The sequence below is a fragment of the Labrys sp. (in: a-proteobacteria) genome (genome assembly GCF_047605565.1).
Classification (GTDB): Bacteria; Pseudomonadota; Alphaproteobacteria; order Rhizobiales; family Labraceae; genus Labrys; species Labrys neptuniae.
Genome location: NZ_JASGFM010000031.1, coordinates 1 through 13,044, shown reverse-complemented (window position 1 = coordinate 13,044; position 13,044 = coordinate 1). Strand labels below are relative to the sequence as shown.

The 13,044-nt window shown below is 62.8% G+C and carries 9 protein-coding genes; 2 read left to right on the top strand and 7 right to left on the bottom strand.

What is annotated here, in order from left to right; all coding sequences use genetic code 11:
* Nucleotides 1-61: 61 nt before the first annotated feature.
* Nucleotides 62-361 carry an Hpt domain-containing protein gene (locus tag QM672_RS23235; RefSeq protein WP_415085498.1) on the top strand — a complete coding sequence of 100 codons (300 nt, stop codon included), beginning with the start codon at nt 62-64 and terminating at the stop codon, nt 359-361.
* Between the two features lie 15 nt (nt 362-376).
* Here QM672_RS23235 and QM672_RS23230 read toward each other — a convergent pair whose 3' ends face one another.
* From QM672_RS23230 to QM672_RS23200, 7 genes are all read right to left on the bottom strand, one after another.
* Nucleotides 377-1,804, bottom strand: coding sequence for a glycosyltransferase (locus QM672_RS23230; RefSeq protein WP_311943955.1), 1,428 nt, complete (start codon nt 1,802-1,804; stop codon nt 377-379).
* Nucleotides 1,801-2,775, bottom strand: coding sequence for a HEAT repeat domain-containing protein (locus QM672_RS23225; RefSeq protein ID WP_415085435.1), 975 nt, complete (start codon nt 2,773-2,775; stop codon nt 1,801-1,803). The genes QM672_RS23230 and QM672_RS23225 overlap by 4 nt, the downstream gene beginning before the upstream one ends.
* A gap of 65 nt (nt 2,776-2,840) precedes the next feature.
* On the bottom strand, nt 2,841-4,577 hold the full coding sequence (locus tag QM672_RS23220; protein ID WP_415085433.1) for a YaiO family outer membrane beta-barrel protein: 1,737 nt from the start codon (nt 4,575-4,577) through the stop codon (nt 2,841-2,843).
* A 23-nt stretch (nt 4,578-4,600) separates the two neighbouring features.
* Nucleotides 4,601-4,996, bottom strand: coding sequence for a response regulator transcription factor (locus QM672_RS23215; RefSeq protein ID WP_068281395.1), 396 nt, complete (start codon nt 4,994-4,996; stop codon nt 4,601-4,603).
* Between the two features lie 22 nt (nt 4,997-5,018).
* Complete coding sequence (locus QM672_RS23210) at nt 5,019-6,521, bottom strand: hypothetical protein (protein ID WP_415085431.1); 1,503 nt, start codon at nt 6,519-6,521, stop codon at nt 5,019-5,021.
* An 86-nt stretch (nt 6,522-6,607) separates the two neighbouring features.
* Nucleotides 6,608-7,003, bottom strand: a complete 396-nt coding sequence (locus QM672_RS23205) for a response regulator (RefSeq protein WP_311943947.1) — start codon at nt 7,001-7,003, stop codon at nt 6,608-6,610.
* Between the two features lie 4 nt (nt 7,004-7,007).
* Nucleotides 7,008-9,443 (bottom strand): ATP-binding protein, encoded by a 2,436-nt coding sequence (locus QM672_RS23200; protein ID WP_311943946.1) that lies wholly within the window; start codon nt 9,441-9,443, stop codon nt 7,008-7,010.
* A 308-nt stretch (nt 9,444-9,751) separates the two neighbouring features.
* Here QM672_RS23200 and QM672_RS23195 point away from each other — a divergent pair, with 308 nt between their 5' ends.
* Complete coding sequence (locus tag QM672_RS23195) at nt 9,752-12,880, top strand: LysM peptidoglycan-binding domain-containing protein (RefSeq protein WP_415085428.1); 3,129 nt, start codon at nt 9,752-9,754, stop codon at nt 12,878-12,880.
* The last annotated feature ends 164 nt before the right edge of the window (nt 12,881-13,044 follow it).

Here is a 13,044-nt window from a genome sequence, read left to right as displayed (position 1 = left end):
TGCTGCGCGCCGCCCGGCGCTGTAGGATGGGTCCGCTTCGTCCCGAACACAGGAGGCTTCGATTATTGAAGATCCCATTGCGCGCCTGCGGCTGCGGTTTATCGAACGCGCGCATGGCCAGCTCGCTGCCCTGAAGACGCTTGCCGACGACCAAATAGCAGTTCCTTCGGAAAAACACGCAGATCTCGTCAGGATCGCGCATTCGCTGTCGGGTGCCGGCGGCACTTTCGGCTTTCCCGAGGTGAGCCGCTGCGCATTCGAGCTTGAAACGGCCCTTACGGCGCCCGACGGCAAGGATCAGGTCGCCATTCAGCAGCACCTCGCTCGGCTTATCGCAGAACTCGAATCAGCCTTGGCATGATGGGGCGGCAAAGCGCTATTTGCGTGCCCCCGACAGACCCGTCCTGGTCATCTCGCCCCAGTTCTGGTCGGAACGCAGATATTGCCACCACCCTTTGATGCGCCAGAAATTGTTGAGCTGACGGTAGCCGAAATTCTCGACCACGGCAGCCAGGGTCAGGATGGCCAGATCACGCGCTCGCGGGAAGCGCTGCAGTTCCATTTCCTCCAGCACCAGCGACCCGACGCTGACGCACACGCCGTAGACGAAGACCAGCGCGGCAAAGGCCAGCATATAGGGCGTGGACAGGAAGCCGAGGAACCAGCTCACCGGGATCAGGACATAGCCCAGCACCTCGGCGATCGGCCCGAGCACGTCGACCACCAGGATGTGGCCGAGGCCGAGGAAGCCCACGCGGCCATAGCGCGGCCTGAACAGCATCGAGCGATAGCGAAAGAAGCATTCGAGCGCGCCACGTTGCCAGCGTGAACGCTGGCGGCCGAGAACGCCAAGCGTTTCCGGCGCCTCCGTCCAGCATACCGGTTCGGGAATGAACTGGATGCGATAGGGCCGCCCCGCATCGATCATGTGGCGATGAAGCTTGATGACGAGATCGAGATCCTCGCCCATCGAGCCCTTGGTGAAGCCTCCGACGGCGACGACCTCGGCCCGGCGAAACACCCCGAAGGCGCCCGAGACCAGCATCAAGGTATTGATGCGGCTCCAGGCCAGCCGCGCCATCAGGAAGGCGCGCAGATATTCGACGATCTGGAAGAGCGGCAGCCAGCGCCTGGGCAGGTTGACCTCCTGCACCCGGCCGCTTTCGATGCGCGAACCGTTGGCGATGCGAATGGTTCCGCCCACTGCGATCACACGCTCCGGATCCTCGATGAAGGGCTGGACGGCGCGCATCAGCGCATCCGGCTCCAGGATCGAATCCCCGTCGATGACGCAGAAGACAGGCGCCCGGCAGACATTGATGCCGGCATTCTGCGCATCCGCCTTGCCGCCGTTCTCCTTGTCGACCACGAACAGCCTTTCGTTCATGGGCGAGGAGTAGAGGCCACGGATCGGCTTGTGCTTGAGGGCGTCTTCATGCGGCCGCTGGAACTTCACCAGCCGAAAGCCCTCGATCAGACGCTGCAATGTCTGATCCTTGGAGCCGTCATTGACCACCACCACTTCGAAATTGGGATATTCGAGCGCCAGCATCGAATGGACGCTCTCGACGATGTTCATTTCCTCGTTATAGGCAGGCACGATCAGGGCGATCGGCGGCGCGATATCGGCATAGCGATGCCATAGCAGAGCCGAGCGCGTAACAGGCGGCCGCCGCGAAAGCGCATAAGCGGCCACCAAGAGCTGCAGCAGATAGACCAGCGTCTGAATCAGGCCCAGGGCAATGATGAGCCAGGCGAGGATGCCCGCTCCTAGCGTAGCGTAGTGAGCCCAGTCCGACATCATGCAGGTCCTTCCGCGAGAACGAGCGAGGCGATGCGCTGGCGAAGGGAGGTCTCACCCGCGGCGACTTCGCGCAATCTGTCCTCGCCCAATGGCGGGATGCCGCGCATGGCTTTTGCAGCCGTGTAGCTCACCATCCAGATATCGTCGTCCAGCAGCACGAGGAGAGGCGCGACGAAATCCGACAGCCCCAGGCGACCTGCGGCCTCGGCCGCCTCCGCCCGGACGCTCCAGTCACCATGGGCCATGGCTTCGGTGAGAACGGGGACGGCATCGGGATGGCCGAGCAAACCCAGGGCCCGGACTGCCGCTGCCGCGACGTCGGGAATGGCCTCCTTGGCTGCCTGCTGGAAGAGGTCATTGAGCCGATGGTCGCCCGTCCGGGCCAGGGCCTCGATCGCCGCAGACTTGACGAAGGTCGTGGTATCGGGACGGGCAATATGGGCCTTCAATTCATCGAAACGATCGGCCGGCAGACGCCTGAACAAATCGACCAGGCGCCGGGAGCGCTGGCCGGTCAGGCCGATCTGGCGCAAGACGGCATCGAGTGGAGGCAACGCGTCAAGATCGCAAAGAGCGATCGCAGCCGCAAGACGCACCTCCCGAGAGCGGTCACGTTCCAAAGCCGTCTGCAGCGCGGCTGCCGTGTCGTTCGACTTGAACTTGGCCAACATCTCGGCGGCATGAATGCGCGCGGCGGCATTGCCCTTGCGGAGCTGGCGGCCTGCTTCGGCGGGCAGATCACACTCGGCAAAAAGTGCGATGACGGCATCATGCTCGTCTCCCCGCAACAGGGCCAGGAACTCGAAACCCGCATCCAGGGCCACGCGTGGCGGAACGCTGGCGACCACTTGCTTCAGGACCTGACGGTCGCGGTCGTGGGAGAAGGTGATCAATGCCCTGAGCACGGTCTGGCGGGCTTGTGCCTCGGCCGCCTTCCGGCGCTGCTTGAGCAGGCGCCGAAGGATCAGCATGCCCATGACCAGGAGCGACAAGACGCTCAGGACAATCGAAATGGACCATATCAGCCAGAGCATGATCAGAACCGGGCGGTCAGGCCAAGACCGAAGGTATTGCGATCGAAGGCCCGGCGCCTTTCATGGGCGAAGCTGGCCCTCAGCGTCAGGTCGTCGGTAAGGTCATAGGCAGCACCACCGAAGACGGAGCGGGTTGGCACCAGGGAGCCGTCCGAAATCTCGGGAGCATCGGCATAGCCCGCGAACAGCGACAATCGCGGCGTCACCACGACATCGGCCCGAAGCACATAGCCGTCGGCGCGGGTATCAGCATCATCGCGTGCGTGCACCCAGCGGGCCGATAGGCCGAGGCGGCCATCAAAGACATAACCCTGGATCCAGGGCGAAATCGTCGTCACCCGCGTGTCTGCGAAATCGTCATAACGGGCATCGACATTGAGAAACAGCGGGCCGACGCCGTTCGTGCGGGAAACCGCCTGCCAGGAAGCACCGGTGCCGACGGAATAGCGGGCCAGAAAATCCGCGCTCGGTGTCGCAGCGACCAGGGCATAGGCCGAAAATCGCGAGGAGAAAGCGTGGTCGACACGCCCTTCGACCTGCAGGTCCGTCTGGCCGAAACGCGTGGCGAGACGGGTCTTGCCCGAAACGGTGGTGCTGGGCGTCAGGCGGTAGGACAGGCCGACGATGCTATCCGTCCAGTTTCCCTGCCCCGCCGTCAAGGCGCTGACCTCGCTGCCGATGTCGAAACGCCATTTGCGAGGCGGCGGCACGGCCAGTCGCTGCGCGATATCCTGGGAATGGGGCTCGATGGCCAAAGCCTGGCGATAGGCCTGTCGCGCCGCATCGTCATCGCCCTCTGCCCGGCTGATATCGCCAAACCCCACCAGGGCCTCGCTGTTGCGAGGCTCCCGCGCCAGGACCTGTTGGTAGACCCGGGCCGCGCGAGCATGGTCGCCTTCGAGCATGGCGATCCGCCCCGCGAGGACAAGGGCTTCCGAATTGCCGGGTGCGTCGGCCAGGACGGAGTCGATGCGGGTCCTGGCAAGCGCGACATCGCCTTGCCAAAGAGCGAGCCGCACCTTGCCGAGCCTGGCGTCGAGCAAGGAAGGCCTGATCCGAAGAGCGGCATCGAAAAAACGGCCTGCCTCCTCGAACTTCTGCTGGAAGCCCGCGACCAGGCCGAGCGCCACCAGCACGTCCGTATTGCCCGGTGCACGTTTGAGGGCATCGCGATAGACCTGCTCGGCCTCGGCAAAGCGCCCGGCATTTCTGAGCTTCCGGCCCTTCTCCAGCAAGGCCCCAACGGGATCCGGACGAGGCTTGGATGGGTGAGGCTTGGATGGGTGAAAAGCCTTGGCGGGGCCGGGTTTTACAGGCCTCGCGGTCGCCGCCTGCTTCTTCGCTGCCTGCGCCTTGCGGAGATTGGCGAGAAGCTGTGCAAAATCGCCATTGTCGGGATGCTCCTGCGCGAGCGGTTCGACGAGCCCGAGCGCCGCATCCAAATTCCCGGAGCGGAACTCGATCTCCGCCAGCCCGAACTTGGCGTCCGCATAGGCAGGTGCGAGGGCAAGCGTCTTGGCGAAGGATTCGCGGGCAGCCGCAAGATCGTTGCGGCCGAGTTCGACGAAGCCCAATTGCACGAGGGCATCTGTATTGTCGGGCTTTTGTGCCAAGACACGTCTGAACAGATCGGCAGCCTCGTCAAAATGCTGCTGCTGACGGGCCTTGACGCCGGAAGCATAGAGCTCATCGGAGGTCTGGGCCGAAGCAGCCTGCCCGAGCGCCAGAAGAAGCGTCAATGCGACGGCGCCCGCCCGCCCTTTCATCCGCGCCTGCCCTGCCGCCGCGAAACCAGGCGTGCCAGCCGCGCCAGTAATTCCTCGGGAATGAAGGGCTTGACCAGATAGTCGTCCGCCCCCTTCTCCAGAGCGGAAACGATGTCCTTTTCCCCCTTGCGGGCCGTCAGCATCACAACCGGAATCGCAGACAGGTCGGGATCGTTCTTGATGCGGGCCAGAACCTCGAATCCGTCCGATTTCGGCATCATGGCATCGAGTACGACGATATCCGGCCGCTCCCCTCCGACCCGGGAAAGCGCTTCCGCACCATCGACCGCCTTGACGACGTCATAGCCCTTTGCCTGCAGCCGAAACTCCATGAGCTCCAGCAACAAGGGGTCATCGTCGCAGATCAGGACCTTTGTCTTCGCAGCACTCACTTGCACTGTCCTACGTCAACCGTCACTGCCCCGGCCCAAGCAATTCATGGATCAGCAAGCCACCGAACCCAGGCCATGCCGACAATGTCCGCTCAAGCCTTCTTCGAGCCTCTGCCAGGGTCTGGCGAGCATTCATAAAGCTGATTCGCGATGAATTCACCTCAACTTCGTGACTTAGCGAAAAAACAGGTTTAGTTTTTGAATCGGAGATCTGTTCGGTCAGTATTCGTACAGCGCCCCCATCTTCTGAGCGATCAAGCAGAACCTCGCCGCGCCGAGCTCGAACATATGTTCTGTGATATTCGTCAGGAACTGTACCGTTTTCGAGCGCGATGCCAACCGGAATTGCATCAGCGCCCTGCCAATTCAGCCATGGCTGCGCGATTTGCTCGACGATTGCCGGGTCGGTGCGATAGGCCATTACGGCAATTGACCCGATCGATCCACGCACACTTTCCAGAGCCTGCTCGCCCGCCGCATCATCGATCATCCAGAAGGGCAGCACCACTTCGATGGGCTCGCCAAACACCTGCGAAAGCACTTTGACGGTCGTCGCCCACTCACGCCATCCGGCAGCACGATCGGCGGCATATTCGGGCCGGAGATAGGGCTCGATATCATATTGGAACGAACGCAGCCCAGGAGCGGCCTGTTTGAAGCGCTGCAATATCCTGGCCCGGTCGAGTGCATGGGCACGCCCGGCAGACGTGGCCATTGCCGCATCGCCCTCCACCGCATGCACGGCGATATCGGCGCGAGCGAGCACTTCGATCAAACGGACAATCTGGGCAGCGTCCTCGACCTGCCCCCCCTCGATGCGCAATTGCACATAGAGACGATCGACCCCCTCGCGCCGGGCTTCGTCCACCAACCGGCCGGGATCGGCGAGCCAGGGTCGCAGGTCCCAGATCCAGCTCCCGACGCCCCGATGGTCTCCGACACTATCGGGGACCAGGTGCAAAGCCGAGATCGTCACCGTCGCGTCGCCCTGCGGGCAGGTCACGACCAGGTTGCGGACACCGTCGGTGTTGCGCCAGGTTGCCGAAGGGATGGACGAAGGTAGGGCCTGCATGCCGCCGGAGGGGCGCTCGGGCGCATCCTCGCCCGGCGCGGTCAGGGCTAGGCCGAAACCGGTCGAACCTTGCCCCTCGATGCGCAACGCCCCCCGCATGCCGGGCGGGAGCCGGTATCCGGCCGCGCTGAATACCACGCCGGCCGGTCGACGCCCCGGGGAGCATCGGATCACGACCCCCGCTGTATCCGACGACAGTTGGACGCGCTCCTCCACCCCAAAAACGCGATGATCGAGCAGAGGGAGCAAATTGGCCTCGAAGGGAAAGGAGGCCGGCCGTGATGGCCGCTTGCTGTCCTCCTGCCCAGGCCGGACGACCTCGGTCGGCTTGAAAAGTCCATTCTCCTTCACACCGATGACGACGAGCTTTTCGGGTGTGGCCGTAAGACCTGGCATGGGAAAGGACCATTCCTTGCCCTCCGAGGCGAAGGCAACCGACATGAACGGAGACAAGCACATGATCTCAATGGCAGCGAACAGGGCTAGCGAACAAGCCCGATTTTTCCATCCTGTCCGAATGAACCGCACCAGTCAGACCTTCACAAAAGCTGCCGGCCTGATCCACGCTCCTGAAGCAGTCTCTTCACATCCTTCGCCAACGCCATGGGATCAAACGGTTTTGCGATCACGCCGATCGCGCCCATGGCACGATATCGCACGACCTCATGCGTTTGGGTCCGGGCGGTGACGAAGGCGACCGGAATTGCAGCCGTTCGGGCCGATGCAGCCAGCTGGCGCAGCGTTTCCGGTCCGTCCATGCCCGGCATCATGACATCCAGCAAAACCAGATCCGGCTGCCACTCTGCGGCATCGACGAGCGCCCTGCTGCCCGAGGCGGACGAACGCACCTCGAATTGCGGTTCGAGCTCCAGGGAGATCTGGGCAATTTCCCGGATGTCATCCTCGTCGTCGACATAAAGGATCTTGGTCGGCATCGATTCACTCCCCGGGGGTCGTCGCATGGATATGAATATCGAAGGTCGGTAGCAAGTTCTTGACGAGCCTTGCCACATCCAGCTCGGACGTCTTGGTCTTGGTCATGATGGCCCTGACGCGATCGCCGAGATTTTGGTCGAGCTCCACGGCCGAGAACACGATGACCGGCGTCTCGGGCGGCAGATCCTTCAGGAGGTCGAGCCCGGACCCATCCGGCAGCCCGATGTCGAGAATGACCAGATCGAAGCGCTGCAGCGCAATCGCCTCCTGGGCCTGCACCAAGGAGCGGGCCGAGGAAATGCAGACATCCGGCCCCAACCCTTCCGACATCACGGTCAGGACACCCTCGTCATCCTCGACATGCAGGATGTTGGGCCGCCGATCGAGCTTGCGGGTGACGATCTTTTCTAGCGCGGCATGAAGACGATCGGGGTCGACGGGTTTCTCCAGCCAGTCCACGATCCCGATCGCCGATCCGTTGAGGGAGCGCCGGGTTTCGTCGGCGACTGCCGAGATCACGATGACCGGAATGTCGGCATTGGTGGCGGAGGCTCGAATATGGCGGAAGAGCTCGATGCCCGATTCCCCGGCCAGCTTGATGTCCAGCGTCATCGCCACATAGTCGCGTGTGCGCAGAAGGGTCTTGGCCGAGGCGATGTCGGGGGCGACATCACTGGTGAAATTCTCCGCATCGAGAAGCATGGCAAGCACAGCGGAAATGTCGGCCTCGTCTTCGCAGATCAGTACCCTGAGCCGGTTGTCCCGCTTGCGCACGATGACGGCCGGTTCCGGCCTGGGCGGCCGTTCCGCTTCCAGGAGATCGACGTGAAAGGCCGTGCCGGTTCCCTCTCCTGTTTCGAAAGAGAGGCTGCCGCCGAGCTTTTCGACAATCGTCTTGGCAATGCTCAAGCCAAGGCCGGTGCCACCCTTGCTGCGGGTGTTCGAGGCATCGGCCTGGGCAAATTTCTCGAAAATCTGATCCTGGAAAGTGTCCGGAATGCCGCTGCCGCGATCGATCACCGATATGCGCAGCTTTCTGCCCGGCTGGCGCTGCAATCGGAGGATTACCGTCTCGCCGTCGGGTGAGAACTTGATGGCATTCGACAGGAGATTGGCCAGGACCTGATGCAGCCGATCCGGATCGAGAACGGCTTCCGCACGAGGGGCGTCGTCCATCAGGGCGATGCGGATCTGCTTTTCGGACATGTAGTTGGTGCTGCCCGCGATGGCTTGCTCCAGAACCGGGCGCAGCGCCGTCCTGGTGACCTGGAACACCATCTTGCCCGACTCGATCTTTTCCATGTCGAGGATATCGTTGATGAGATGAACCAGCCGCTCGCTGTTGGTGTGGGCGATCTTGACGAGATTGGCGGCCTTTGGAGGCAGTGCGCCCGTGACACCGGCGGCGATGAGGCCGAGAGAGCCGCGGATCGAGGTCAGCGGCGTCCGCAATTCATGGCTGACGGTGGAGATGAATTCGTTCTTGAGCTGGGCCGCACGCCTTTGCTCGGTCACGTCGCGATTATAGGTGATGATGCCGACGATCCGCCCGGCCTCGTCACGGAACGGCGCTTTCAATGTCGCTATCCAGCCCTTCCGCTCGTCCGGAAACACGGCCGGCTGATCGATCCGCACCGTCTCGCCACGCTCCAGGGTCGACACTTCGTCCTGTCGAAACTTCTCCGCCAGATCCGTGGGAAAGAAATCGAAATCCGTCTTGCCGATCAGGGCATCCACCGAACCGGCCCGCATGAATCTGGCCGTTGCGGGATTGGCGGCGATGAAACGGCCCTGACTATCCTTCACATTGAGGCAATCCGGCAGCTCTCGCACCATCGCACTGAAGATCAAATTGGCTTCCGCCAGTTCGCGTCGACGCCATTGCCTGTCGAGCAGGACGCCAATGATGATCTGGCTGACGAAGACGAACGACAACAGCGGCAAACCGGCCTGTTTGAAAATCTCGAGACCCGCATGTGATGGAAACAGCATGAAGCCGATGGCGCTGCCGGCAGCGACCGCAGCACCCAACCCGAGAATATCCACCGACTTCCGGCGCCGGCCGCCTATGGCGTAGTGATAGCCCAGCCCGACGGCTGCCGAGATCAGGATGCCTGTCACACCCGGCCATGCCCCTGCGCCGCCGAGATAGAGCCGGAAGGCGATCGCGCACAGGGTGGCAATGGCAGCCGCTCTCCATCCTCCGAAAAAGGCGGCGGAAGCGATGAAGGCGGACCGCAGATCGACGATGAAGCCGGAGGCGATCGGCATGGCCAACAGCATGGATATTATGGCCCCGCCCGCCATCACCGCACCCAGGAGGAGATCCTGAACTTTCCTGGACGTCCGCCTGGCGAGATCCGAAATGATGTCCCATCCCACCAGAAATATCGAGACGAGTGCAAGGTTTGCCAGGAGTGATTGCCAGATCGTACCCATACCGGCCCCAAATCTTGATCGGACTATTCGCCGTCGACCATCGCAGATGGAAATCTTCCGGCAATCAACTCACCGATATCACAAGTGAGATGCGACGATAGTCCAGCCTTTCCCAATGGGCCAGTCCAGGATCTGACGTGTCCGCCTTCGCCTCGCGGAATCCACCAGGCCCGCGCCGGATGGTCCCGGCGTGTCATCAAACCATCATCCACCCCCGGCCATAGTGCTGCCCACAAACTGGCCGCGCAGCCGTTCGCGGCGGATGCGCCGTCGCCATGGCACGACTGATTCTGGCGGGGTAACGCAGCATGTCTTTTCGTATAGATCCGAACGCACGGTTTCGCTTCGATCCGATCCGGAATGTGAGCTTCGCGCTCCCCCCGCAGCAGCAGAAATTCTTCGAATCGCAGATCGACAAGGCCGTGCGCGAGCGTGCCGATGCCGGCGGGCCCAAGCAGCTCGATCCGAAAACGGAAAAGACGGTTATCGTCGAACAGGGCGACAGCCTGTGGAAGATCGCGGCCGAGAGCAATGTCAAGTTTGCGGACCTTATCGCGGCCAATAAGGGGCATCTCGACGCCAATGGCGAGGTGCTGCATCCCAATGATGTCGTCATCGTCCCTGAAAGCGCGCCCGAGCTGGTTGCCAAGTCCGCAGCCGGTGCCGGCGGCGTGCCGTCCGGAGAAAAGGCGTTCCTCGACGATCTCTATGGCCAGGGCAACAAGCTCGGCTACCAGGACGGAATCTCCCTGGAGGAGCTGAAGGCCGGTGGTGCGGCGATCAAGGCCGATATCGGGACCTATCTCGATGCCCTGCCGCCATCCCAGCGCCAGGCGGCTGCCCTCAGGATCGCTGCCTATGACTGGTCGGATGGCGGCCCGGCCAAGGCCAGCGCCGAAGCGGCCATTCGCGAGCGCGGGCTGGAGACCGATCCGGAGGAGGCTTTCGCGAAAGGCCTCTATGAACGCGGCAACAAGGGCGCCGATTCCGACGATCCGAACTATGATTTCGCGGCCGAGCAGAAACAACTCACTGCCGACACCAAGGCCTATCTGGGCGGCTTGCCGGAAGCCGCGCGGCCGGCCGCGCTGCAGCGCCTGTTCGATCGCGACTGGACGGATGGCGGCCCGGCGCAGAGCGCCATCGAAGCGGCCGGCAAGGATCTCGGCATCGCCCTGCGCCCCTCCGGCCATGCCGGGCCGCAGGTGGAGGCCGCGGCGCGCAAGATCATCGACGACGCCAATGCCGCAGGCAGCCCCGGCAAGGCCTTCGAGAAAATGGCGGAGGGCTACGCCAAGGCGACACCCGAGGTGAAGCGGGCCATCGCCAATTCGCAGGATGCCCTCACCCTCATCCAGGCCGCTGCCGACGAAGCGACCCAGCAGCTGAAGAACTACGATCCCAAGACGGCGGTCAGCGACCAGGGCGATGCCGCGACCGTGATGTACAATCTGCGCGGCCTGGTGGACAAGGCCGACCCTGACCTCGCCGTGAAGCTGATGCAGGCCGCCCTGCCCACCATCGAGGCCGCCAATGCCACGCGTCAGCGCGAGATCGGCACCGATCTGATCGGCATGGAAGGCCTGTCCAACCTGATGGCGATCATCGACAAGATAGGCGACGCACCAGGCGCATCGACCATCGTCACGCGCTTCGCCGAGATCGGAAGCTACGACATCAACTCCATCCCCCAGGCCATCGCCAGCGGCTCGCGCCTAGATTACCCGCTTGCCCTCGGCTACCCGGTCGACGAAACCGTCATTCCCAATGTGCAGCAATTTGCGGCCGGCACCGTGAACAAGGATGTCGATGCCTATCTGGAACACACCAAGGAGCTGCAATATCTGATCGCCAGCAAGGGCCCGCTGATGACGCCCGAGCAGCTCACCCAGGCGATCGCCGACTACAAGACGGGCAAGGGCCCGCAATGGCAGCAGAAGGAGCAGGACCTCGCCGCCCAGATCCGCGAGGACGGCAAGAAGCTCCTGGTCCAGATCGACCAGTTGGGCAATCTGCCGCCCGAGCTCGCCCGGTATCAGAAACAGGCCAACGACGCCGTCGCCAAACTGCTCGCCGACGACAAGACCGCGATGGCGCTCAACATGACGCTGACGCAGGAGCCGACCCTGCTCGGCCTGCCCAAGTTCGACAAGCTGGCAGGCACGCTGCGCCTGACGGACCGCGGCCGCAAGATCGTCGAGGAAGCGGCAACCCAGCTGATCCGCCGCACCGTGATCCCCGGCTTCGCCGATTTCGACCCAAGCAATCCGGCGACGTTCAAGAAGGTCGACGATGCGCTCGTCTCCTTCAAGGACGGCAGCATGGCCAAGATGCTCGGCGTCAAGCAGAGCGAGCTCGACAAGGCCGTCAAGCTGGTCGAGGATTCACTGCCAAAGGCCGGTGACACGCCCGCCGAAGTGGAGCGCAAGATGCGCCAGCTCAATGCAGGGCTGGACGACATCACCGACACCAATGGCATCAAGGCCTTCAAGAACGACACGACGCCGGGCAAGATCCTGCGCATTATCGGCACTGCCGCTACCCTGGCGGGCCTGGTCAATACCGGCGTCAACTTTGCCAATAATCCGACCTGGAAGGGCGGCCTCAAGATGGTGATCGATGCCGCCGGCGTCAGCCAGCGTGCGATCGAGCTCTCGCACGGCTTTGGCCTTCTCTCGGGCGGCAACAAGACGGTGGAGGTGTTCGGATCCAGCAGCAAGCCGGCGGTGAAGGTTCTCGGTGCGGTCGGCGCCATCTTCGATGTCTGGAACGCGGTCGACTATTTCAAGGCGGGCGATCCGACGATGGGCAGCCTCTCCCTGGTCGCCGGCGGCGGCACGGTGATGGCCGCGCTCGGCACCGGCACCGCCTTCGGACCGATCGGGCTGGCCGTCGTCATCGGCGCGGTAATCGCCCAGTTCGTCGTGGCGGGCAATCGCGACAATCACGAATTCGAGACCGCCGACGCGACTGCCTTCCTCAAGCATGCCGGCCTGTCGGAAGAGGCTGCCACCGCCTTGAGGAACCAGAGCCGCGAAGGCTACAGCCCCGTGCCTCTCCTCATCCAATATGGCGAACTCAAGGGCTTCAAGATGAACGACCCCACCAGCCGGCAGGCCTTCATCGACTGGATCAACGCCATGCCCAAGGCGGCGCGCGACACGCTGGTGAGCAATCTGCACCATACGCTCGCGGGCCTTAAAGGCGATGCCACCAAACTTCCGCAGACCGCCTCGTCCGATTCCACCTATACGGATCCCTCGCGCTTCAACGCCCGGGAGGATTTCACGGCGCCCGACGACTATGGTTCGGGCGAAGTCACCGTGCATATCGACAACACCGCCTCCAAGGTTCGCAAGGGCAATGCCGGACCGGCTTCTGTGGCGCAGATCGATGTCGCTCTCGCGGCGCTCGGCATCGCCGTCCCGGTGGCCTGACCGGCGACGATGTCCTGGAGCGTTTTCCAGAAAAGCCGACAGACTTCTCGCTCAAGAAAATTCGTTAAAACAAATAGTTAGAGCAAAAGTGCGTTTCAGCCTGAACGCCCTTTGCTCTAGGAGTTGTGGACACTTATCTGATCCATAGAACTGTAGCGGCAAGG

Excerpts from the sequence above, each read along its gene's own strand:
- QM672_RS23200 (WP_311943946.1), bottom strand. The coding sequence starts at position 9,443 with ATGGGTACGATCTGGCAATCACTCCTGGCAAACCTTGCACTCGTCTCG.
- QM672_RS23230 (WP_311943955.1), bottom strand. The coding sequence starts at position 1,804 with ATGATGTCGGACTGGGCTCACTACGCTACGCTAGGAGCGGGCATCCTC.
- QM672_RS23205 (WP_311943947.1), bottom strand. The coding sequence starts at position 7,003 with ATGCCGACCAAGATCCTTTATGTCGACGACGAGGATGACATCCGGGAA.
- QM672_RS23225 (WP_415085435.1), bottom strand. The coding sequence starts at position 2,775 with ATGCTGATCCTTCGGCGCCTGCTCAAGCAGCGCCGGAAGGCGGCCGAG.
- QM672_RS23195 (WP_415085428.1), top strand. The coding sequence starts at position 9,752 with ATGTCTTTTCGTATAGATCCGAACGCACGGTTTCGCTTCGATCCGATC.